The sequence below is a fragment of the Akkermansia sp. genome (assembly GCF_020860705.1).
Taxonomy (GTDB): domain Bacteria; phylum Verrucomicrobiota; class Verrucomicrobiia; order Verrucomicrobiales; family Akkermansiaceae; genus Akkermansia.
In genome coordinates this window covers 34,257-57,471 of sequence record NZ_JAJBTT010000044.1, presented here as the reverse complement: position 1 = coordinate 57,471, position 23,215 = coordinate 34,257, and the positions used below count along the sequence as shown (strand labels likewise).

The window sequence follows — 23,215 nt, the reverse complement described above, 5'->3', positions numbered from 1 at the left end:
TATCGGCGTTCATGAATTTGCTGCCTTCCGCCCTTCTCCTGGGATTGACCGCCGCCCTCTGCGCCGCCCATGACGCTATTCCGGACGGGGTGGCTTTTCTGCGATCCTACATGCCCGCGCAGGACAGGGAAACGATTACGGAAGACCGGCTGGACCGGGAAGTTCGGCTGGCGATGGAGGCCCGCAAGCAGTTTCCCTGGGCCGGAAAGGTTCCGTGGGAGCTTTATGAAAATAACGTGCTCCCTTATGCCGTGGTCAACGAACCGCGCGACGAATGGAGGGAGCAGTTCCACAACTTGTTCTCCCCGCTGGTTGCCGCATGCAAAACAGGCCGGGAAGCCGCTCTCACCATTGCCTCCTGCATCCAGAAGACCCTGAACGTCCGTTATTCCACGGAAAGGAGGGTGCCCCACCAGGGCGTGAAGGAGTCCCTGCAATCCGGCAAGGTTTCCTGCACGGGCCAGAGCATCCTGCTCATCTGCGCGCTCCGTTCCGTAGGCATTCCGGCCCGCATGGCCGGCCTCCTTACCTGGAACCATGTGCGCGGCAACCATAACTGGGTGGAAGCCTGGTGCGACGGGGAATGGCGGATGCTGGAATATAACGAGAAGGATTTCAACACCCCGTGGGTGATGTCCGCCATCAGCATGCTGGATCCCCGCAAGCCGGAAAACGCCATTTATGCCACTTCCTGGAAGAAGGAGCCTTCAGGAGATTTCTTCCCGCTGATCTGGGAAGCCCGTTACGACGAAAAACGGCACGCCCTGACGTTCCCGCCGGAAAGCCGGACCGTTCCCGCCGTGAAAGTTACGGACCGCTACATGAAACTGGCGGCGGACTGGGTGGCGGCGCAACCGGAATACCTGCCGGGCAGCAAACTGATGCTGGACATTACGGAAAGGAACGAAGGTAAAATCAGGCGGCTGCCCCTGCGCGTCGTCCTCAAGTCGGAAGAAGGTAAAATCCTGGCGGAAGGAACCACCCCCGGACCATCAGACGATATGAGAAAATTCCTGGAAATACGCCTTCCGGACAACGTCTCCCGCGGCATTCTGGAATTCATGCTGCCGGATGGAACCGTACGCAACGAACCTGTAGCCCACACGGAAGCTCCGGTGCAAATTTTGAATTTCTCCGCGACCTCCCGATGAGAATTCCCCTGTTTTTCAACAACACGGCGCGCAGCGCCAGAGTCGACCGTTTCCGCCGCTGGCTGGACAGTCACCGGGAGCTTTTTAACGTTATTGAACCTGAGAGCCGGAAAGACATGCTGCACCACCTGGCCGCCCAGGCGGATGCCGGACAGCCCGTCGTAGCCGTGGCCGGCGGCGACGGTACGCTGGGTGTCGCGGCGCGCGCCCTTTGCAATACGGAAACGGTCCTGGCCTCCTTCCCTGCCGGGACCATGAACGTCTTCTCCCGGGAAATAGGAATCCGGCAGGATTTTGACCACGCCCTGCATGTTCTGAATACGGGACGCTCCAGAGAGGTGGATCTGTTCGCCTTCAACGGGCAACCTTTTCTCCAGATGGCGGGCATCGGCGCAGACGCCCGCGCCGTGGAACTGACCACCTGGGAAATGAAGAAGAAATGGAAGGCCTTCGCCTACGTGATCGCCGGCGCCAGGGTTTGCGTGGAACGCCAGCCCCGGCTGACCCTGACTACAGATGACGGGCGGGTGCTGGAAGGCGGTTCCATCCTTTTCGGCAACGGGCGCAGGTATGGCGGTCCGCTGAACTTCTTTGCGGAAGCGGGCAATGACGACGGCCTTCTGGATGCAGTGGTGTTTCAGCATTCCATTTCTTCCATCATTGGGGAATGCCTGCTGGCCGCCGTCCACGGCGGGTTCCACTCCCGGAGAAACGGGCGCTTTGAATATATACAGATGACAGGCGGAACCGTCACCTCCGTAGGACAGGCCGCCTGTGAACTGGACGGCGATTATGCGGGAACCGCTCCGGTCCGCATCACACGCCACGGCACGCTGAAGGTACTCGTCCCCTGAAAAGGCTCCGTCGGAAAGATTCCTTTCAAGACGCCGTCCCCCCCTCAGCTAAAAAGGAAGCGGGTAAACGTATCCACAATGCAGGAAAGATGGACGGTCTGATTCTCCGGAAGTCCCGTAAAAGCCAGGATAATGGCCACATCCATCACGGCGGCAACGGCAATCCATTTGACGATAGCCGGCAACGGAGACGGGGAAGAATCATAAATACCCCACTCTTCCTTCACAAAGGAAAAGTCTTCCCCTGAATCAAAACGGCGGAATTGTTCCTCCAATTCCTCAACCATCATTTCACGGGGACAAACATAGCCATGGGAGGCATCCCCCACCTCGCAATAAAACAAGCCGTTACCCACCGGAACGGATTGCATGTACATCCCGTCCTCTCTAACGAGGCAGATATGGGCGTTATGAGAAGCTTCTCCGTTGCGGAGAAGCATTTCATTCAAGCTGCCACACGTTTCTCCGTTAAACAGATAACGATGGGAGATTGTCATTTTTTTATTTATAAAAACGAGGTTCCGAAACACAAGGTTTTTTGGCAAAAGCTAAGGAACATCCCTGTCATAACTGCAGCGGCATCGTAAAAAGGCCGTACCGGCAAGCGGTACGGCCTGAAAAAAGGAAAACATGTTCCGGAAGGAAGGATTTACATGCCCATGATCTGATAGCCGCCGTCCACGTAAATCACCTGTCCGGTGATGGAGGCCGCGCCATCGCTGGCCAGGAAAACACCGGTGGCACCCAGTTCCTCACCCGTGCAGGAACGTCCCAGCGGGGCATGTTCTTCATATACCTTGAACATGGTGTTGAAGCCGGAAACGCCGCGGGCCGCAAGCGTCTGCATGGGCCCCGCACTGATGCAGTTGACGCGGATGCCGCGGGCACGGCCCAGGTCATATGCCAGATAACGGGTGCAGGCTTCCAGGGCGGCCTTGGAAACGCCCATCAGGTTGTAGTTCGGAACCACCTTTTCAGAACCCAGGTAGGTCATCGCCAGAATGCTGCCGTTGTCGGACATCATGGGTTCCACGGCACGGGAAAGGGCCACCAGGGAGTAGGCGGAAATATCCAGGGAAATCTTGAATGCCTCACGGCCCGTTTCCAGAAAACTGCCGCCAAGGGCTTCCTTCGGGGCAAAAGCCACGGAATGCAGCATGCAGTCCACCTTGTCCGTATGCTTCCGGACATTTTCAAAGAATGCATTGATGGATTCGTCATTGCTGACATCCAGATCGTAGACGGGGACATCTTCACCGAAGTTTTCATGGATGAGTTTGAGCACGCCGTCCTTGAGACGTTCACCTTGATAATTGAAGATGAGCTTTGCACCTGCTTCATGCCATGCCTTGGCAATCGCGAACGCGATACTGCGCTTGTTCGCCACGCCGACTACGACACCAACTTTGCCTTCGAGTAATTTACTTGACATAATGGTGAATGAATACTGCCCTACTTTCTCCTCCTTGACAAGAAAAACGGACGTCACCGGAGCTTCGTCAGGCTCCCGTCTGCTGGCGACAGGCCTTGACCGTGTTGGCCATCAGCATGGCAATGGTCATCGGTCCCACGCCGCCGGGCACGGGAGTAATGGCGCGGCATTTGGGAGCCACTTCATCATACGCCACGTCTCCCACAATCCGGTAGCCGCGCTTGGCGGAAGCGTCTTCCACGCGGTTGATGCCCACATCCACCACCACGGCGCCGTCCTTCACGAAATCAGCCGTCACAAAAGCGGGCCTGCCTATGGCCGCCACGATGATGTCCGCAGAGCGGCAAAGCTCCGGCAGGTTTTTCGTGCGGGAATGGGCCACGGTCACGGTGGCGTTCGCCTGCTTGGACATCAGCAGATGGGCCATCGGCTTGCCCACGATCATGCTGCGGCCGATGACCACGGCATTCGCCCCGGCCGTTTCAATGCCGGCAGCCTTCAACAGCCTCATGCAGCCCAGCGGAGTACAGGGCACAAAACCGGTTTCATCCTCCAGCACCAGCTTGGCGACGTTTTCCGGATGGAACCCGTCCACATCCTTGGCCGGATCAATTTCCAGAACCACGGCGGCCTCGTCAATATGGGGAGGAGGCGGGCTCTGCACCAGAATGCCATGGATGGAAGCATCCGCATTCAAGTCGCGGACGACTTGCAGCAGTTCTTCCTGGGAGGCGTCGGAAGGAAGAACGATCTTCCTGGAGTTCATCCCCAGTTCCGCGCATTTTTTCACCTTGGAGTTAACGTATACCTGGGAGGCGGGGTCTTCCCCCACCAGCACCACGGCCAGGCCGGGCGTTATTCCCTGGTTCCTGAGCCGGGCGATGTCCTTTCCAACCTCTTCCAGCACCTGGGAGGCTACTTGTTTTCCGTCGATGATTTGCATGATAATGATTGATTAAGTGGTGGAAAATCCGGAAGGCCTTCCTGCATCAGCCCGGTCAGAAGGCGGGCATAGTCCTCCACCTGTTCATTCGTTACATCCGAGGGAATGAACAGGCGCTTTTTCCATAAAATGTTCACGTTGGAGCACGGCTTGGGAATGGCGTAACGGTCCCAGGATTTTTTCAGTCGCCAGCAGCTTTCATACTCAATGCATACGGGAACGATGGGCAGTCCGGACTGGGAGGCCAGTTTGATGATGCCCTGATGCACCTCGTAGATAGGGCCCCGGGGGCCATCCGGAGTAAGGCAGAAACAGACGTTCCCTTCCTTGATCTTCCGCATCATTTCCATATAGGCCAGGGCGCCCCGCCGCCCGGAGGAACCGCGCACGGCATCCAGGCCGAAGTGGCTGCAAACGGCTTCCACCAGCGCGCCGTCCTTGCTGGCGCTGGTAAGCACGCACATTTTGAGCGGTTTCTGGGCCAGAGACCATGCATAGCCCGGCACGGCCGTGCGGTTGTGCCAGAGCGCCACAAGAAAGGGCGTCGTATAAACGTCGTCATGCTCTTCCTTGACGGAACGGATATTCAGGCTCATGCAAATGGGCTGGAGCACGGACCACAGGCCGAAACCGGCCAGCTTGGTCCACCAGCGGGAACGCTTTTCCGACGTTTTATGGACAACAGGGTTAAGTAACAGCATGAATCCTCGGCAAATATCACATGAACCCGTCCACCGTAATCCGGGAGGGGGAGGAGCTTGAGGGAGCGGGAAGATCCGTCCCGCGTAAAGGGGCAGCCTGCATTTCCGGACGTTCCCTTCGCGACTCCGCTTCCCGGAGCATCCCGGCGGAGTTGTCCTGCGGGGATGCCGGCGTACCGGAAATTTTTACAGGGAGAATGATTTCATGCCCTTCCTGCGTAAGGCCGGACGGAATGCGGGTTCCGTTCACCATGTAGGAAGGGATTTTGAAGACCAGTTCCCCCGTCACGGAGGAGCCGTTGCTGTACAAGGTTCCGGTCACCCCCAGGAAGCTCTGTTCAAACAGGGAAATCTCCTTCAGGGATACGGAATTGTCCGTTCCATCGCTTTCCAGAAGGAAGGAGCCGGACGTAAAGACGGGTGAAGAGTACGGGAGCTTTACTTCCGTGCTCCGGGCGGTCATGGCCGCCAGCAGGCGGAAGACGGGCAGCCTGAGCATGGTCGCCTTGATGACGGAACCGCTGTACCCCTTCACGGAAGGCCTTTTTTGTTCGGCCAGCACGGGCAGCGCAAAGTTCAGCTTCAATTCATGCTTTTCATCCACTTCCTGTTCCCCCATCTGCACCTTGAGGAAGGAAGCGAAGTCATCCCCTACGAGGGAAAGAAGGTCAAAATTCCTTCCCGTCAGAGTCCAGGCCTGGTGACGAAAATCAGTGCCCAGCCCGAAACTCCCCGTAATCATGAAGGGGCTTAAATCCGTAGGTTTGTTGAGCAGGCTTCCCTTGTCCAGAAAGCCGGAGAACGTGAGCTGCTTGACGCCGTTTCCATTTAAAATGATGGAGCCGGAATCCACGCCCATCAGCGGCCAGCCTTTGATTTTCAGCTTTTGCTGAGACAGATCCAGCACGTATTCCGCTTCCGTACCGGTTCCGGACGTACGGATGTAGGCTTCCGCCGTCATGTAGAAGGGGCCGTCATTCCGTTCCAGGGTGAATTCCTCCGTCTGATGGGCATAACCCACTTCCAGGCGCGGCGCGGTATAACGCCGGAAGGTGAACGGCAATCCCCGTTCCGCCTTCGGGGCGGTAAATTTGACAAATCCGGGGCGCAGGCCAATCATGACCTTGCTCATGTTCAGGCTTTCCCCCTTGATTTTTCCCATGAACAGGGATGCGGCGGAGATTTCCCCGGAAACGCCTTCCATCGCCACGAAGGACAGGCAGGAATCTTCCGGGAAGGAGACCTTGATGCGGGAGGCTTTCAGGGAAAGGCCGTCCATCGCCATTCCGGAAATTTCCACCTTGCCGCCCCAGGCGGCGGAGAGGTCGGACTGGAGACGCCCGGCAAATTCTTCCGTATTGAATGACGTCAGCCGGTACATGTACGTTCCCGCCAAAGCACCCACGGCCAGCAGGACCAGGATGCAAATGGAAATTAAAAAACGCTTGTTTTTCAGTACGGTCTGCTTCGCATCCCTGTGGTCGTCATTATAAGTGCGGCGGCGTTTTTCCACCCGGATGACCTTGCTGCCGTCCGGGCGCACCACCACTTCCCTTCTTCGTTCCACTCCGCGGGAATCCGAGGCATGCAGCTGGCGCATGATATTGTCGGCCCCCTGGGAGGAAGAAAAGGACTCAGGATTGGAATCGCTGTTCTTCAATGTTTATACTCCGGTTAAAGGTTATCTGGCATTGCTGAGTGCGGGAAGGGGCGCCGGCCCTGCGGGAGCATCCGCATCCGGAACGGAAGTACTTGGCGTGTAAAGCTGCTTGCCGCCCGGATCCACTACTTCCGCCTTTACCATGATGATAATGGCCTTGCGCTCTTCCTTGGATCCCTGGGAACGAAACAGGCGCCCCACCCAGGGAATATCCCCCAGAATGGGAATTTTATCCTCATACGTAATGGACGTGGATTTTTTCAAGGCGCCGATGACAAGCGTGCTGCCCGTAGCAATACGCACCGGAGCGGTCAGGCGGCGCGTGGAGAACACGGGCTGAAGAATGAAGTTGTCAGAGGCTTTCACCATGACGATGTCTTCCTTCGCGTTCTTTTCCTGGGAAGCCACGGGAACGAAGAGCGGCGTGCCGTAGTTGATGAAGCCGTCAAAGTCCACGATTTCCGGCACTACCGTCATTTCCACAATGGACTTGTCATCGCTGATGCCGGTTACCTCCACGTTGAATACGGTGCCGAGCTGCCTGGTTTCATAGGCGGAGGGGTGGGCGGGAGTCATGGGCATGACCGGAAGGCGGTCCCCGCCATTGTCATAGTCATCCCAGTAGTCCCCATTATTGTTATTATTGTTGTTGCCCGTGCTGTTGGGCACTTCGGGCGGATCATATTCCGTGGGATAAATCAGTTCCTTGCCGCTGAAGAACGTGGCTTTTTCACCGGGCCGCACAATCACGGAAGGATGCTGCATGATGTCCGTGCCCTTTTTCTGGCTCAACCCGCGCATGATCATCGTGATGTCCGCCTGGCTCCACATGCCGCGCATGGTGACGATGCTGGGCGCGCCGCCGGGAACGTAGGCCACCCCGGTGCTTCTGGCGGAGGAACCGCGCTCAATCATGCCGGTGATGCTGTCTTCCGTAAAGACCTGGTTGCCGGACCTCAGTCCACCCACCACTCCAGCCGGGGCGGCGGCTCCGGCCACGCTGGCGGCACTGTCCAGCACGGTGTTGTTGTAGTCGTTCTTGTTGGTTCCGGCGCCGCCCATAAACCATTTGGTCGGGTCCAGATTCAGGTTCACGATCCAGTTGAAGCCCAATTCCTCCAAGTCCGTCTGATTGACTTCCAGGAACGTCGCGCTGACAACCACTTGCAAGGGTTGTTCCGCAGTCTTGGAAGCCACCAGCTCTTCCAGCATGCTCAGGTCCTTGGGCGTGCCATGGAAAAGGAGGGTGGAGTTGCCTGAATTGTATTTGATGAAGCTGCCTTCCGGGAATTTCACCCCCAGGGAGGCCAGGGCCTTCTGCGGATCCACCCGCTTCAGGGTCATGCCGGAAGAACCGGAGTCCCCGGAACTGAAGGGATCGGAATCCCCGGTATCGGAGGATTCCGACAAGCCGGAGAAAAAGCCCGGAGGAAGGGTAATGGATTTGGTCACCATGTAAGAGGTGCCGTCTGAACTGGATACCAGTTCCGCTCCAAAGGCATTTGTACGCAGGATGAGGCCGGCGGCGCGAGCCACATATCCCAGGGCATCGCGAAGCGGCACGTTTTGAAGATTCAGCGTAATTTTCTTGGCGGCGGCATCCTTGGCGGAAACGCTGTCCGCAGGACCGGGATCCACAGAGATGTTCACGCCGCGTTCCGCCGCAGTCAGGGCCGTGGTATCATGCTCCCTGGCCTGATTGCGCAGATAATCCACGGCTTCCTCCAGCGTAGCGCCGTCCAGCTGCACGCGGGGCAGCCGGATCATGCCCAGCTTCTGGTCCACATTCACCACCGGGTTGTCCAGCGGGCGGGAGAAGGAGGAAGGTTCCTCAGGAGTTTCCGTGACAGGGGCAGGCTGCTCCCACTGCCTGGAGACGTCCGCCAGGGCGCTGCTGCGGGTTTCATCCCTGGCTGCGTCAAAGTAGGCGCTTCTAGCCCGGTTGACCAGCTCCATGCCGCGCCGCGCCGCCGTATTGTAAGGGTCCGTCTGGAGGACGGAGGTAAATTCCTTCAGGGCCGCATCATACTGGCCCAGTTCATAATAGCCGTAAGCCAGATGAAGAAGGCGGTTGACTTCCTCCACATTCTTGACATGTTCCGGGGAAAGGGCCGGATTCGTGCGCTCCGGATCCCGGGCTATTTCCAGCGTACGCTTGGCCAGGGCATGGTCCGGAGCGGCTTTCAAGGCATCCTGCAACAGCTTGTCGGCCTCATCATAACGCCCCACCTTGATGTATTCCTGCGCCACGGCCACGCTGGCGTCCGCAATGCTGGTTTCCAGAAAACGGCGGCGCTTCTCCATGCTGGGAGACTCGGGCAGTGCGGCCAGGCTCTTGCGGTAATTTTCCAGGGCTTCCTGATACTTGCCTTCGGAATACTGCTGACGCGCCTGTCCCAGGAGCATCATGGAAGCCTGGGCCTGCTCTTCCATCCGGGCGGCGGCCCGGCGGGCGGCCCCTGCTCCTTCCTGGGCCAGCCCCTGTCCGGCGCCAATGCCGGCAACGGCAAGCGCCAGAGCAATTTGCTGAATGGCAGACATGGAGTGAGGGAAACGTCTAGTCATAGGAATTTCCGGGACTATACCGAATTAAAAACCGCCCGTCATTATAAAAACGCCCAGCGGAGCAAAAAATATCGGAAAAGGCAGCCGCCCCCGTTCCATGGGAGTGCCTCTTTAAACGGCAGACAGTTCCAGCACGCCCACATGCCCGGGTTTCAGGGGATGGGGAAGCCCGCGGTCCATCAGTTCCTTCCGGTCAAAAAACCTGTCTTCCTCCTGCCCGTCCAGCAGGTCCCTGACACGCACCCGGTCCGTCTGGATGCCGCACCACCCGAAGGCATGCTGGGGAATGGAAATGCGGAGGTTGTAGAAGTTGATGTCCGGAGACAGGTTCCCGACGATGAGGACGGTGGATTTGGAATGGGCATCATGCCGAAGCATGGCGTACACCCAGTGGCCGGAGGTATCTTCCGCAGGCTCCCTGCCGAAGGTGGTGTTTTTCATGTTGGCCCAGTTCAAACCGTAAAAATCCCCGTGGTCCAGCGCAGGATGCTGCATCAGGGGAAGCAGCCGCTGATGAAACTTCCTCAGCTCCGCGGAATCTTCCGGCAGCAGGGAGGCGTCAAACCGGCCGTCCGCCACCCAGGGCTGGAGCTGGGGAAGGCAGGTGTAATCAAAAATGCTGGTGCGGCCGTCATGGCCGCTATAGCCGCCGGGGCCCTCTCCCCGTTCCCCCACTTCCTGCCCGTTGTACACCAGCACGGGACCGCGGCCGGACGCATAAACCAGCGTCATGATCGCCGGCAGGATGATGCGCCCCACCCCGCCCCAGGAGAGCGGGGAGCATACGCGCGTTTCATCATGGTTTTCCACGTAGCGGACGCCGCTGGCCATGTACTTGGGATCGCTGCGGAAAAGGCGGTCGAAGTCGTTGGCCCAGTTCTTCTCCGTATAAACATGAAGCGCCAGATGGTAGCAGGCGGAATCATAAACGGCGTTGAACCCGGACTCTAGAAGCGCAGCGCAGGGATCTCCGGGAGTGGTTTTCATGTGGTCATTGTACGCCTCCGCCATGAAAAACACGTCCGGCAGGCGCACGCGGGATCGGGAAATGGCCCATTTCCAGAAAGCCATGGGGATCATGTGGGCCATGTCGCACCTGAAGCCGCCGATGCCCAGCCCCTGCCAGAAGGAAAGGATGTCGTCCATGATGCGCCAGGTCTTGGGCACGCGCTGCTTGGGGCTGGTCCAGTCCGGCAGCAGGCGCAGGGCCGGCAAGCCGGCCAGGAAGTTATAGCCGTAGTTGAGTTTGACCGTCTCATACCAGTCATACGGGCTGGGCTCCCACGTAACGGCGTTATTGCCCGTTACGCGGCCGAATGTCGTTTCCCCCTCGAACAGGCCGTCCGGCAGGCGCAGGGGGGGGCCGTCCCCCGGACTGTTGGAGGTCAGGTAAAAGTATCCCTGCTCCGGAGAGAAAAACGTATGGTGGTCGTCCCCCTCCCCAAAATCGTCATGGCCGTCCCAGTCCGCCAGGTAGGCGCGGGAAACATGGTTGGGGATAAAATCGATCAGCGGCACCAGCCCCACGGTACGGCAGCGCTTCACCAGGGCCTTGAATTCCTCCATCCTCTTTTCCGGCACGGAAGCCAGATCCGGGTCCACGTCAAAATAATCCATCACCGCGTAAGGGCTGCCGGCCAGCCCTTTCACGATGGATTCCGGCTGGGCGTCCAGCCCGGGATAGGACGTCTGCGTGGCATGCCTCAGCACCCCGGTCAGCCAGATATGGGTACACCCCATCCGGGCTATCTCCCGCAGGGCCTTGTCTGTTACGCCGTTAAATGTGCCGCTCCCATTCGCCTCCCTGGTTCCCCAGTCCACTCCATGGGTCTCCATGTTGGAAAAATGGCGAACAAATAATTGGTAAATGACCGGGCGCATGAACTGAAAGGATGAAGTCTTGCAGACTATAATGATAACTTTTCCAGGTATTCTGCAAGTGTATTCTGGTTCACCGGGGCAATTTGCCCCAGCATCAGCAGGGCTTCCTTTCTGGTGCGGAGCGTTCCTTCCAGCTGAAGCTCCTTCAAGCAGGACAGCCATTTCCCGAAGTCAGGTCCCGGCGAAAGCCCCAGATCCACCAGATCACGCCCGGTCACCAGAGGGGGGGGCACGAGAGGGGCGTCACGGTAGGAATCCATGGCGTCCCTGACAAATTGCCAATTGTCCATCAATCCATTGGAGGAAAGGCAGTCCAGACGGTGAAGCTCCAGTTCATCCCGGAAACGGGGGGCGCTCATGAACATCCGCAGGGTGGACTTCTTCATCTGCCGCACGTTCATGAAACGCATGTGGCGCTCCACCATGGCGCACACCGTATCCACCACGGCATTAGAATACTTCAACCTTCTTAAAATATCCCGGGCGATGACGCAGCCTTCCTTGTCATGGCCGGAGAAACGGATGCGGCCCGTTTCATCCACCTGGCGGCAGGAGGGTTTCCCGATGTCATGCAGCAGCACGCCCAGGGCCAGTTCCAGAGACACGGCGGCCCCGTCCTTCCCCAGCGCATCCAGCATCATCAGCGTGTGGGTGTACACATCCCCCTCCGGATGCCACTGCGGCGGCTGCGTGCAGCCGATCATGCCGTACATTTCCGGAATGACATGCTTCATCAGCCCTGTTTCCACCAGCATTTCCACGCCTCTTTTCCTTTCGGGAGACAGTAGAATCCTGTCCAGTTCCTCACGGATGCGCTCCGGCGCAATGCGCGCCAGCAGGGGGGCGTTCCTGCAAAGGGCAGAGAAGGTTTCCGCCTCCACCTGCACTTCCCTGGTCACGGCGAAACGGACGGCGCGCATCAGACGGAGGGAATCCTCTTCAAAACGCAGATCCGGATCCCCGATGCACCTCAGCACGCCGGCCTGAATGTCCGCCACGCCGCCCACATAATCCACCACACGGCCCGGAGGAACGGAAAAAGGATCTTCAAACAGGCCGTTCATGGTAAAATCACGGCGCCGCGCGTCTTCCTCCGCGTCCGTAAAACAAACGGATTCCGGACGCCTTCCGTCCCTGTAGCAGCCATCCCTGCGGAATGTAGCCACTTCAAAGGAAAAACCGTCATGGCGGACCAGCACCACGCCGAAGGCGGCACCCACTTCCCAGGAATCCGGAAACAGGCGCAGCACTTCCTCCGGACGGGCGGACGTAGCGATGTCAATGTCCTTCACGGGATACCCCAGCAGCCGGTCCCGGACACAGCCCCCTACAAAGTATACCGTATGCCCTGCTCCGGCCAGCGCGCGCGCCACAGCCTCCGCAGCTTTTCTCAACGGAAGATTCTCCATGAGACACTCTATTCAGGCATGGGCCGCAGGGGAGGAGCGGAAAGGGTGGAAGACTTTTCCGCACCGGAAGAAACAGGGGGAGCGGCGCGCCGGGGAACGGCAGGAGCCGGAACCACCGGAACGCGCGTATCCGGGGAATTGATCCTGGCCGGCAGCGGCTCCGGCCGGGCGGCGGAAGGCGCAGCGGGAGCTTTTTCCCCGTCCGGCTTTCCATTCTTCTTCCCTTCCAGCTTGCCCATGACCGCGTACAGGTGCGCGTCAAACAGCATGTCCGGTGCACCGCGCATCAGGATTTTCCCCTTGGGGTCCAGGAGGTACACCCGCGGCGTGATCATCACGCGGTAATCCTTGAACGCTACCGCTTTTTCATCCACCAGGGAAGGAATATCCTTCTTCAAGTTCAAGAGAGCCCTTTTCACGTTCTCACTGCTTCCCGGGGCCACCGGCATCACCATCAGGCCCGGAAATTCCTTCCGGAGGGAAGCGGCCTTTTCCAGAAACTGGACGGAACGCACATCCCCCGGATCCCAGAAGACCACCAGAACGGGCTTGTCACCGGTGGGGAGCGTTACTTCTTCCCCCGTAGCAGAGGAAGGCAGAATGATCTTGGGCCCGGTCTGCCCGATGTTGAGGTTGCGTATTTCATACAGTTCCTCCTTCACCAGCTTCTGGACCGGAACGGGACCGAAATTGGAATCATAGCATTTGATGATGGCGTCTTTCAGCAGTTTTCCGCGGGCAGCCACCAGCCTGATGTCATCCTGAAGCATTCCCGTCGTTTCCTTCATCACTATGGAGAGTCCCAGGGCTGCCAGCCCCTGGTCTTCCTGGAACGGGTTGTAATCCTTGATCTGTTCCAGAATAACGCGGCAGCGCAGGTCACGGGAGTTGCTCAGCGCATACGCCGCCTTTCCGGCCCCTTGTTCCCGGAACAGGGTGTTTTCCAGGGAGTCCAGGCAAAGCACGACTACTTTTCTGGCGGTGTCCCCCTGTGGGAACGCCTGCGCTACGGCCTGCGGATGATCCAGAAACCAGACCACAGCCGGGAGAAGATAAGGTTTTTGGGTCTCGGACCGTTGAAGATCACGCCCTACCTGCCTCCACAATTCCCGCGCCACCGGAACGGCGTCCGGACGGCTTTTCATCAGGTCCGCTCTTTTTTCATCGCTTTCAGCCGTTTTGAATGCAGATTCCCAGTCGGACTGCCTCATGTGCCAGTCCGCCAGCACATTCTTCATGCCGGCCTCGTCCGCCGGAGCCCATCCAAGCAGGCTGCATGCACCGGCTATCACGCAAAACGCTCTCTTCATACGCTGCCACTATGCCCTGACACGCCCTACTCGTCAATCAAACCCCGCGGCAAAACATCAAACAATCTTCCTTTCCCTCTTCCTTCCAGCCATTTACGGTGCAACACGCATCATCCGGAGACGAACAAACCCCGGCGAATCCCTTCGCCGGGGCTGCTGTTCAACTAACTACCTATGAAGACGGTTGAGTCCTTAAGTGGATGAAGTGCTCTCTCTTTCACTGCATCCGGATCATAACCGTTATGGGTGAGACACCCTTCCGGGAAATACGTTCAAATATCTTTTCATTTGTATGACACAAAGTCCGGAACGCCTCCGCGGGGCACGAAAAAGCGGCTGCGGACATCTCCGCAACCGCTCCAATGAACTACTTGAAAATCAATAACATTACCATTGATCCAGAGGCTCTTTTCCTTCCATGATCGAACGTTCCGTATTTTTTCTGATTTTACATGCAGCAATTCCGGATTTTCGCAGCATCACGCCGCCACAAAGTTCCGTTCGTCATTAGTCAGGGCCCGCACCTGCACGGCCATGAACCTCATTTCATTCAGCATGTTCAAATAAAGCAGGGAGGAACGGGTGCGGGTCTGGTTGCGCTGGGCTCGCTTGATCTGGCGCTTGGTAGCCTTCGCCACCAGTTGAAGCAGCTGTTCCTGGGACACCATCGTATAATCAAACTGGATGTACGTTCCCGTCTGGAGCATCTTGCAGTATTCATCCAGCAGCTTGATCAGGGCCGCATGCACCTCCTTCAGGTCGTCCACCTGGTCAATGGTGAAGGGCGTATGGTTGTTGTCCACGTAAGTGAAGATGGACTCGGAGAACTGCGCCAGGCTCTGCGTGGCTTCGTTCAAATGTTCCAGGGCCTGCACAAAGTGGTACCCCATGTCCAGGGAACGGGACTGCATCTTGTACAAGATGGGAAGAATGTCGTATTTGTGATGCTCGCTGCTGGTGAGGGCCAGGCGTTCCGCGGCATCCGCCAGTTCCTTCAGAGACTTCCGGTCCCCCTGGAAGAAGTTTTCCACGGTATCATTGTAAATTTCCCGCAGCTTGAGCGTGCTGTCCACAATCTGGTGGCTGCACACGTCCAGAATGTTTTCTTCCGTGATCTGGTCAAAACGCTCCACGGAAAGCTTGTGCTCCCGCTTGCGGTGCATGACGGTGGATTTCACCAGAATGAGGATCACCAGGGCCAGAAGGCCGAAGATGGCATACACCTGCCCGTAGTGAAGCACGGTGGCCATGATGGCGGCCAGGGTGAAGGCGGCCAGGCCGGTCATGAACCAGCCGGAAATCACCGTCAGCACGCCGGTCACACGGTAAACCGCGCTTTCCCTGCCCCACGCCTTGTCCGCCAGGGAAGACCCCATGGCTACCATGAACGTTACATACGTGGTGGAAAGGGGGAGCTGCTTGCCGGTGGCCCATGCAATCAGCAGGGAGGCCACCGTCAGGTTCACCGTGGCGCGAATCAAGTCAAACGCCACCCGGTCCTTGGGATTCAGGGGCTGGGGGGCCGGATCCCACTGGTGGTTCATGCGCACCAGCATACGGGCGGGAATAAGTCTTTTCACCCCGCGCCCCAGCGCGATGGCGCTGCGCACGATGGCGCGGGCCGGGGGAACGGAGCCGAAGCGTTCAATGCCGCCTTCACCCTGGCGGGAAAGTTCCACGCCGGTGGCGATGACCGTCTTGGCCTTCTTGGAGAACCACAGCGCAAAGATCATCATGCAGCCCGCGGCAAAAAGGATGTAATGGTTCACCGGAGCGCCCTGTCCGGGCATCAGGCATTCCATGGCAGTGATGGATGATGTGGAACCGCCGGCAGCCACTACGCCGCTGGCATACTGGAAGGAGTCCAGGCCCCCCATGAACACGCCGATGAAGTTCACCAGGTCGTTCCCCGCAAAGGCCAGGGCCAGGGAGAAGGTGCCGGCCAGCACGGTCAGGCGCAGGATGTTCGTCATGAAGAGGTGCTGGAGCAGGAACATGAGCACGGAAAAGCCGCCGAAGGACGCCAGAAGGGCCATGCCCAGATTCTGGTCGATGTACTGGATGAACTGGGGATCCATCAGGGTGGACTCCTTCAAGCCCTTGAACACCGCAAAGTAGGCCACTGCGGTCATGGCAATGCCGCACCAGAAGCAGCCGAACCACTTGAACCGGGCCTGGTATTTAAACGTAAACGCCAGGCGGGAAATCCACATGACGATGGTGCCCACCGTGAAGGCGATGGCTACAGAAAGAAGAATGCCGGTGACGATCTCAAACGCCTTGTCCGTATTGATGAAGTCCCACACGGATTGCGCAAGGTGGAGCTTGGAAATCTTGAACAGGGCGGTGGCTACGGCGGAACCCAGAATGCCGAACACCAGGGAAACGGTGGTGGACGTGGGGAGACCGAACGTATTGAAGGTATCCAGGAGTATCACCTCGCTGATCATCACCCCCAGGAAGAGCAGCATCACCTCGTGATAGCTGAACATGTTCGGGTGGAAAATGCCGTTGCGGGCCACTTCCATCATGCCGCCGGAGAAGCAGGCGCCCACCAGCACGCCGATGGAAGCCACGGTCAGGATCACCCTCACGGGGGCGGCCTTGGAGCCGATGGCGGAGTTAAGGAAGTTGACGGCGTCATTCGCTACGCCGTTAATCAAGTCAAATGCCGCCAGAAGCAGCAGGGCCACGATAATAATCCAGTAAATTGAGTCCATAACTGTCTCTTGTGAATGGTGGGCGGAGGGCGTCCGCGAGCTGCACCACCGCCTCTTTACACGGAAACGGACGATTTTGCTACTGTTTTGTTACAGAAAAATCCTTTCGCCTCCTCAACGGGAACGGGGGAGGAAATCCAGCTCCGCAGGATCGGGCCAGCGGTGCCGGGGATAACGCCCCGCCAGCTCTTTTTTCATCTGCCCGTAGCCGTTCCGCCAGAAGCTTTCCAGAGAGGCCGTCACCTGCCACGGCCTCTGGCTGGGGGCCAGCACTTCCACCTTCACGGTCGCGGCCCCGCCGGCAATGCGCGGGGATTCCGCCACGCCGAACAGCCTCTGCACCGTCAGAGCGATCACCGGCGTGGAATCCTCCCCGTACCTGACTTTGGCGTGCTGTCCGTTGAGCAGCGTGATGCTTACCGGAGCGTAGTCGTCCAGCGCCTTCGCCTGCCAGCCGGAAAGCCAGTCCCGGAGCACGGGAAGAATCTCCCGTTCCTTGATGTCCTTATAGCCCACGGCCCCTTCACAGACCAGGGAGACGGCCACCAGCTTGTCTTCCCCGGAAAAGCGGGGCAGCTCCAGTTCCGGCATCCAGACGCTCAGGCCGTTCAAGCGGCGTATCCACTGCTCCACGGCATCATCCCATTTCACCAGCTTCAGGGTTCCGTCCACCACCTTCTCCGCCAGAATGGGCGCGGCCAGTTCCGGAGGGGCGTCCCCGCGGTCCCGGTCTTCCAGCACCAGGTCTCCGTACATCAGCCTCCGGCGCAACCGCACGCGGCGCAGCACGGCGTCAAAAACGGCCTCCTCTCCTCCGGAAAAACGTTCCGGCCAGACGGCGCGCAGCTCCTCCGGCTCCATGAGCGTGCAGCGGCCCACGCGGGTTTCCACCGCTTTTCCGGACAGTTCCGCCACTTCCGCAGCCACAAAATGCTCTCCGTGGAAAACCACGCTGCCCTCCGCCAGCCTGCCGCCCACGCCGCCGCCCATGCGGCACGTATTGACGGCCACGCCGTTCCGGACGCCCACATGGTCCGCAAAGCTCTCAATCATCGCCCGGACCACGGCAGGCCGCGCCGCCGTAAAATCAGGCTCCGGCACGTCCCGGAACTTTCCACGGCTGCCGATGGACAAAAGCTGACGGTACGCCATCCACACCTCCCGCGCCCCGCGGGCGGAAACGCCCCAGCGGGTGCACGTCCCGGCATCAAACCCAGCGTCCACAGCCTTTTCCACCGCGCGCCACTCCGCCTGGAAATCCGTATAATCGGAGGAATCCCGCAAGTCATCGTTCAATCCGCCCTTCATCGCCACGCCCTCCCCCTGCATCAGGGCCGCAATGGCGGCCAGCTCCACCACACATTGTTCATCCTGCCCGGCCACGATCAGGCGCGCCAGCCGGGGCGGCAGGGGAAAAGCCGTCATCCTTCTTCCCACCTCCGTCAGGCTTCCGTCCTCATTCGTAGCGCCCAGGGCGGACAGCAGGTGCACGGCCCGCTGCATCACCAGGGCATCCGGCGTATCCAGCCAGCGGAATTCCTCCGGCGCGGTGACGCCCCATGCGGCCAGGTTCAACACGGCCCCGGCCAGGTCCACCCGGAAACATTCGGGCGGGTCAAAATCCGCTTTCCGGGCCTGTTCCGCCTCGCTCCACAGCCGGAAGCAGCGGCCCGGAGCCACGCGCCCGGCACGGCCCGCGCGCTGGGCGGCGGAAGCCTTGGAAATCTTCGCCAAGTGCAGCGTATCCATGCCCCGGTACGGATCCCAGCCGGACCGGCGCACCAATCCGGAATCAACCACGGTGCGCACGCCCTCAATCGTCAGGGAGGTTTCCGCCACATTGGTGGAGACGATCACGCGGGGAACCTCCCCCTGCTCCACGGCGCTGTTCTGCTGTTCCGCGCTCAGGGCCCCGTAAAGGGGGAAAACGTCCCTGCCCTTCATCCACGGCCTGCCCGCCAGCAATTCTGCCGTTTTCCGGATTTCATACACGCCCGGCATGAAAACCAGCACGTCCCCGCAGTCTTCTTCCTTCACCGCCTCCCGCACCACGTCCGCCGCCTGCTCCCACACGGGAGGGGGGGCCACCCTGCCGCGGCCGTCGCTGACCAGCCGGGGAGCCCGGTAAACGGTTTCCACGGGATATTGCCTTCCGTGCGCCTCCAGCACCCGGCAGCAGTCCCCCATGTATTCCCGCAGGCCGGATATTTCCAGCGTGGCGGACATCACCACGACAGCCAAATCCCGGCGAGGCCCTTCCTGCAAATCCAGCACGCGCCCCAGGGACAAATCCCCGGAGAGGCTCCGTTCATGGAATTCATCAAACACCACGGCGCTCACCCCGTCCAGGGCGGGCCGTTCCGTCAGCCAGCGCTCCAGCACGCCGTCCGTCACATAGGCAATGCGGGTGCGGGAGGAAATGTGCCGTTCAAAGCGCACCACATACCCTACTTCCTTCCCCAGCTCCGCTCCGCGCAAACGGGCCACATGGCGCGCCAGCAGGCGCGCGGCCATCCGGCGGGGCTGAACGACGACGATGAGACCGCGCTCCCCCAGCCCGGCGTCATCCATCATGGGAGGAACGCCGGTGGATTTGCCGGAACCCGTAGGAGCTTTCAGCAGAATGCGCGGAGAAACGCCCTGGAGCGCATCCAGCAATGCTCCGCGGATTTCCTCAATGGGCAGGGAGGGGGAAACCATACCGGTCTTACAGGGGGAATCCATTCACGCCCGGAAGGTTCAGCCGATGAAGGCCAGGAGAAACCATAAGAACGGCACCGTAAAGGAAGGGCTGTCAATCAGATCAAAAATGCCGCCTATTCCCGGCAGCAGGGCGCCGGAATCCTTGACATCCAGGCTGCGCTTGACCAGGGAACCCGCCAGGTCCCCGTAAACGGACAGTAGGAAAATGAAGGAGATGCAGCCCACCAGCACCAGTATCTGGGGCATGGACAGGACGGACACGCCGAACATCGGGAAAATCAGTCCGATGGCCGCCGCATTCGTCAATACCCAGGACCCGAGGATTCCTTCCCACGTTTTCTTGGGGCTGATGTGGGGAATGAGCTTGCGGGAAAAAAGGCGCCCTCCCAGCAGGAACCCGCTGACATAGGCAAAAATGTCAGCCATCTTCGTCACCAGAATGACCCACAGCACGCACATGACGACGGCCGGATGAACAGAACCCTCCTTCATATAAGCCAGATGCAGGGCCAGGATGGAAAAAGCGAACAGCCAGCCGGGGTAAATAAAGGAGAGCAGCGTGGTCCCCACGGAACGGAGGGCACGGCTCCCCACCACCGGATTCTTCATCTCCCGGATGAAGGACACGATCACCAGAAGAACGGGAGCGGCAAGGGCCAGCAGAAGGGGGAAAGGAATCAGGAACGGCGTTTCCTGCGTGGGAGCGGTTTCCCGGAACTTGGTCATGCAGCACGCCAGGGACAGCACCACCGGATACGCCGCGCCGAACAAAAAGCTCAAATTCGGCTGGGAGGCCTTTCTGGAGCGCCGCAGCATGTGCCGCCATTCCCAGGCGGACAGAATACAAAAAACGCAAACCAGGCCGTAATACCCCGCTTCACTGTTCCACCACAGGGCGGCGGCCAGCAAACCCAGCAGCACCACCGTGCTGAACGAACGCTGCAGCAGGATGCCCACCTTGCTTCCGGAAGAGTTCCTGTCCTGGTTCGGTGCTCTCATCATCACGCGAAGTGTACAAAAAACCTCCATGACCTCAATCCCGAATTGATGATTCTGCATCACCGTGGCTGGGAATGCCTCAAATTGCGCCCCGGGCCAACGCCGCCATCATCAAGAAACGCATGAATATTTCCCTTGCACCGCCCCTTCCCCAGATTCCGGGACAAACGCCACATGAAACCATTGACAGGAGAAAAAACCATCCTGGTCTATTTTCATCGTGCCTTCTTCCATTCCTCTAACCAAGATCCGTGATTCACATTCTTCTTATAGTTGATAGGGTGAATTACCAGCGATCAGAGGAATGCCCTCATGAGGGCCGTAAACATCCTGAAGAAAACGTTTATTTTTCCGGAAAACGCTGACGGAAAAGAACGGCAGCAGCTTCCCGGTACTGCGTTATCCGCACCACTCCCATCCGCATGCCCCGGCTTTCCGCCCTGGTTCCCGGCGCTCTTTGCCCGAGGCCATGGGCAAGGGAAAAATAGCGTCATGTGGACATTTTATAAGATAGACAATCACATGCAAATCAGTAACACTCACATCCCAGCACCGGCTTTTCTCCGCCCGGGGAGAAAACTGCACCATTTTCCGTTATGAACATGCACTCATTCCGTTGGATTCGACTTACAGCACTCTCGGCCCTGGCCGCAGCCGCCATCACTTCCTGCGCCTCTGCGGCTACGGATTTCAACCAGGTGGGCAAGCAAATGTCCCTCCTGCTCCAGAACTTCCACTTCTCCCGCAAGGAATTCAGTGACGAACTGTCCGGTAAATTCCTGGAAACTTACCTGCGCAAGGTGGATCCCAACAAGATTTTCTTCACCCAGCAGGATGTGGACGCCCTCAAGAAGAAATACGGCAAGGAACTGGACGACTACCTGATGTCCGGCCAGATGATGGACGCGGCCCAGGCCATGCACGCCCTGTACCGCCAGCGCGCCATGCAGCGCATCGCCTATGCCCGGGACCTGCTGAAGAAGGGCGGCTTTACTTTTGACAAGGACAGGTCCATTGAACGCTCCCGCCGCAAAACCGCCACATGGCCTAAGGATGAGGAGGAAATGCAGCAGGTCTGGAAAGACATGGTGGAGGAACAGCTCCTGTCTGAAATCCTGCGCCGTGAAACCGTGGCGCGCCTGGCGAAGGAACAGAACAAGCCCGATCCCCTGGCTAATGAAAAGCCTGCGGAGGAAAAACTGCTCATGCGCTATGAACGCATCCAGCGCAACATTCAGGAAACGGACCTTGAAGACGTGGCGGAAACCCTGCTCAGCGCCGTAGCCCTGACCTATGACCCCCATACGGACTACATGGGCGCCCGCCAGGTGGACCGGTTCAAGATTTCCATGGGCACGGAACTCACCGGCATCGGCGCTTTGCTGGGCAGTGAGGACGACGGCTCCACCAAGATCACCGGCATCGTCGTGGGCGGTCCGGCGGACAAATCCGGAGAGCTCAAGCTGAACGACCGCATCGTAGCCATTGACTCCAATAACTCCGGAGAAATGGTGGACATCCTGTTCCTGAAGCTGGACAAGGTGGTGGACATGATCCGCGGAGCTGAAAATACCCAGATGCGCCTGAAGGTGGAACCGGCGGACGCGCCCGGACAGGCCAAGATCGTCACGCTGACCCGGTCCAAGGTGCCGTTGAAGGATGAGCTGGCCAAAGGAGAAATCATTGAGCTCACCGGAGCGCCGGAAGGGCAGAACCGCATCGGCATCCTGAGCCTTCCCTCCTTCTATGCGGACATGGAAGGCGGCGACCGCCGCTGCGCCAAGGACGTTAAAAGAATCCTGGAACGGATGAACAGGGAAAAGGTGGACGGCCTGGTCATTGACCTCCGCAACAACGGCGGCGGCTCCCTGGAGGAAGTGCGCCTGATGACGGGCTTCTTTACCGGAAACGGCCCCGTGGTGCAGATTAAGGACACCCGCGGCAACGTGGACATCAAATCCGCCCACAACCGCCAGAAGCTCTTCAACGGACCCATTGTAGTGCTCATCAACAAGCTCAGCGCCTCCGCCTCTGAAATTCTGGCCGCGGCCCTCCAGGACTATGGCCGCGCCGTGATTGTGGGCGACAGCTCCACCTTCGGGAAGGGTTCCGTGCAACAGCCGGTGGACATCGGCCAGTACCTGCCCTTCTTTGCGGCCCGTGACCGCGCCGGCCTGCTGAAAGTCACTACCCAGAAGTTCTACCGCGTGGCGGGCGGCTCCACCCAGCTGAAAGGGGTGGAGAGCGACATCCAACTGCCCACGGCTACGGCCGCGTTTGAACTGGGGGAAGAAATCCTGGACTACGCGATGCCCTATGACCAGATCTCTCCCTGCACCAATTACAAGAAGGACTCTTCCATCGCGGCCATGCTGCCCGCATTGAAGGAAGCCAGCGCCAAACGCGTGGAAAAAGACCGCGACCTTCAGCTGGCCAAGGAAGACATCGCCATGATGAAGCAGCGCATCAAGGAAAACAAGCTCTCCCTGAACAAGAAGGCCCGTGAACAGGAAAACTCCACCCTGGAAGAACGCCGCAAATCCATCAACAAGGAACGCAAGGGCCGCTTCGCGGAAATGGCCAAGGAAGACTCCACCAAGTATAAGATTTACCGCCTGACGCTGGACGACGTCAACGCCAAGGAACTCCCCCTGGCGGACCCGGACAAGGATAATGAACAATTCATGCACCTGGCGGAAGATCCCACGGCGGAACTGGATGATTCCCCGGAATATCCCTCCGGCCTGGATCCCGAACTCCGGGAAGGAATCAACATTGTCCAGGATATGCTGAAGCTGGAATCCTCCGGAAGATAAAGGCTCCTTTCCCATTCTCCACCATGCGCCCCGGTCTCCTTCAGGAACCGGGGCGCTTTTTTTCCCGGCGG

At 58.9% G+C, this 23,215-nt stretch carries 15 protein-coding genes; 3 read left to right on the top strand and 12 right to left on the bottom strand.

Annotated features, from left to right (window positions below):
* The first annotated feature begins 11 nt into the window (after positions 1-11).
* Together LIO64_RS10410 and LIO64_RS10405 are read left to right on the top strand one after the other, a co-directional pair.
* Positions 12-1,151 (top strand): transglutaminase-like domain-containing protein, encoded by a 1,140-nt coding sequence (locus LIO64_RS10410; RefSeq protein ID WP_290549379.1) that lies wholly within the window; start codon positions 12-14, stop codon positions 1,149-1,151.
* The gene (locus LIO64_RS10405) at positions 1,148-2,005 is read left to right on the top strand and encodes a diacylglycerol kinase family protein (RefSeq protein WP_290549378.1); all 858 of its coding nucleotides are present in this window, start codon (positions 1,148-1,150) and stop codon (positions 2,003-2,005) included. The genes LIO64_RS10410 and LIO64_RS10405 overlap by 4 nt, the downstream gene beginning before the upstream one ends.
* 44 nt (positions 2,006-2,049) lie before the next feature.
* On the opposite strand, the gene LIO64_RS10400 is transcribed toward LIO64_RS10405, so the two are convergent.
* From LIO64_RS10400 to LIO64_RS10345, 12 genes are all read right to left on the bottom strand, one after another.
* Positions 2,050-2,454 carry a hypothetical protein gene (locus LIO64_RS10400; protein WP_290549377.1) on the bottom strand — a complete coding sequence of 135 codons (405 nt, stop codon included), beginning with the start codon at positions 2,452-2,454 and terminating at the stop codon, positions 2,050-2,052.
* 200 nt (positions 2,455-2,654) lie between these two features.
* Positions 2,655-3,437: an enoyl-ACP reductase gene (locus LIO64_RS10395; RefSeq protein WP_290549376.1), complete on the bottom strand. Its 783-nt coding sequence runs from the start codon at positions 3,435-3,437 to the stop codon at positions 2,655-2,657.
* Positions 3,438-3,504: 67 nt separating this feature from the next.
* Complete coding sequence (gene folD / locus LIO64_RS10390) at positions 3,505-4,380, bottom strand: bifunctional methylenetetrahydrofolate dehydrogenase/methenyltetrahydrofolate cyclohydrolase FolD (RefSeq protein ID WP_290549375.1); 876 nt, start codon at positions 4,378-4,380, stop codon at positions 3,505-3,507.
* The gene (locus LIO64_RS10385) at positions 4,353-5,081 is read right to left on the bottom strand and encodes a lysophospholipid acyltransferase family protein (protein ID WP_290549374.1); all 729 of its coding nucleotides are present in this window, start codon (positions 5,079-5,081) and stop codon (positions 4,353-4,355) included. The genes folD and LIO64_RS10385 overlap by 28 nt, the downstream gene beginning before the upstream one ends.
* A 16-nt stretch (positions 5,082-5,097) precedes the next feature.
* The gene (locus tag LIO64_RS10380) at positions 5,098-6,741 is read right to left on the bottom strand and encodes a hypothetical protein (protein ID WP_290549373.1); all 1,644 of its coding nucleotides are present in this window, start codon (positions 6,739-6,741) and stop codon (positions 5,098-5,100) included.
* Positions 6,742-6,762: 21 nt separating this feature from the next.
* Entirely contained in the window at positions 6,763-9,282 is a 2,520-nt protein-coding gene (locus LIO64_RS10375; RefSeq protein ID WP_290549372.1) for an Amuc_1098 family type IV pilus outer membrane protein, read from the bottom strand.
* A gap of 135 nt (positions 9,283-9,417) precedes the next feature.
* Complete coding sequence (locus tag LIO64_RS10370) at positions 9,418-11,142, bottom strand: alpha-amylase family glycosyl hydrolase (protein ID WP_290549371.1); 1,725 nt, start codon at positions 11,140-11,142, stop codon at positions 9,418-9,420.
* 71 nt (positions 11,143-11,213) lie between these two features.
* Positions 11,214-12,596: a CCA tRNA nucleotidyltransferase gene (locus LIO64_RS10365; protein ID WP_290549370.1), complete on the bottom strand. Its 1,383-nt coding sequence runs from the start codon at positions 12,594-12,596 to the stop codon at positions 11,214-11,216.
* Positions 12,597-12,604: 8 nt separating this feature from the next.
* Positions 12,605-13,906: a hypothetical protein gene (locus tag LIO64_RS10360; protein ID WP_290549369.1), complete on the bottom strand. Its 1,302-nt coding sequence runs from the start codon at positions 13,904-13,906 to the stop codon at positions 12,605-12,607.
* A 479-nt stretch (positions 13,907-14,385) separates the two neighbouring features.
* The gene (locus tag LIO64_RS10355; protein WP_290549368.1) at positions 14,386-16,626 is read right to left on the bottom strand and encodes an inorganic phosphate transporter; all 2,241 of its coding nucleotides are present in this window, start codon (positions 16,624-16,626) and stop codon (positions 14,386-14,388) included.
* A gap of 114 nt (positions 16,627-16,740) precedes the next feature.
* Positions 16,741-19,326 (bottom strand): ATP-dependent helicase HrpB, encoded by a 2,586-nt coding sequence (hrpB, locus tag LIO64_RS10350; RefSeq protein WP_290549367.1) that lies wholly within the window; start codon positions 19,324-19,326, stop codon positions 16,741-16,743.
* Between the two features lie 39 nt (positions 19,327-19,365).
* Complete coding sequence (locus LIO64_RS10345) at positions 19,366-20,331, bottom strand: phosphatidate cytidylyltransferase (RefSeq protein WP_290549366.1); 966 nt, start codon at positions 20,329-20,331, stop codon at positions 19,366-19,368.
* A gap of 599 nt (positions 20,332-20,930) precedes the next feature.
* Here LIO64_RS10345 and LIO64_RS10340 point away from each other — a divergent pair.
* Positions 20,931-23,144, top strand: coding sequence for a carboxy terminal-processing peptidase (locus LIO64_RS10340; protein WP_290549365.1), 2,214 nt, complete (start codon positions 20,931-20,933; stop codon positions 23,142-23,144).
* Positions 23,145-23,215: the final 71 nt, after the last annotated feature.

What these genes read in the sequence shown, in the direction of transcription:
- LIO64_RS10375 (WP_290549372.1), bottom strand. Translation starts at nt 9,282, where the DNA reads ATGTCTGCCATTCAGCAAATTGCTCTGGCGCTTGCCGTTGCCGGCATT.
- LIO64_RS10365 (WP_290549370.1), bottom strand. Translation starts at nt 12,596, where the DNA reads ATGGAGAATCTTCCGTTGAGAAAAGCTGCGGAGGCTGTGGCGCGCGCG.
- hrpB (WP_290549367.1), bottom strand. Translation starts at nt 19,326, where the DNA reads ATGGTTTCCCCCTCCCTGCCCATTGAGGAAATCCGCGGAGCATTGCTG.
- LIO64_RS10370 (WP_290549371.1), bottom strand. Translation starts at nt 11,142, where the DNA reads ATGGAGACCCATGGAGTGGACTGGGGAACCAGGGAGGCGAATGGGAGC.
- LIO64_RS10355 (WP_290549368.1), bottom strand. Translation starts at nt 16,626, where the DNA reads ATGGACTCAATTTACTGGATTATTATCGTGGCCCTGCTGCTTCTGGCG.
- LIO64_RS10345 (WP_290549366.1), bottom strand. Translation starts at nt 20,331, where the DNA reads ATGATGAGAGCACCGAACCAGGACAGGAACTCTTCCGGAAGCAAGGTG.
- LIO64_RS10410 (WP_290549379.1), top strand. Translation starts at nt 12, where the DNA reads ATGAATTTGCTGCCTTCCGCCCTTCTCCTGGGATTGACCGCCGCCCTC.
- LIO64_RS10385 (WP_290549374.1), bottom strand. Translation starts at nt 5,081, where the DNA reads ATGCTGTTACTTAACCCTGTTGTCCATAAAACGTCGGAAAAGCGTTCC.
- LIO64_RS10340 (WP_290549365.1), top strand. Translation starts at nt 20,931, where the DNA reads ATGCACTCATTCCGTTGGATTCGACTTACAGCACTCTCGGCCCTGGCC.
- folD (WP_290549375.1), bottom strand. Translation starts at nt 4,380, where the DNA reads ATGCAAATCATCGACGGAAAACAAGTAGCCTCCCAGGTGCTGGAAGAG.
- LIO64_RS10395 (WP_290549376.1), bottom strand. Translation starts at nt 3,437, where the DNA reads ATGTCAAGTAAATTACTCGAAGGCAAAGTTGGTGTCGTAGTCGGCGTG.
- LIO64_RS10360 (WP_290549369.1), bottom strand. Translation starts at nt 13,906, where the DNA reads ATGAAGAGAGCGTTTTGCGTGATAGCCGGTGCATGCAGCCTGCTTGGA.
- LIO64_RS10405 (WP_290549378.1), top strand. Translation starts at nt 1,148, where the DNA reads ATGAGAATTCCCCTGTTTTTCAACAACACGGCGCGCAGCGCCAGAGTC.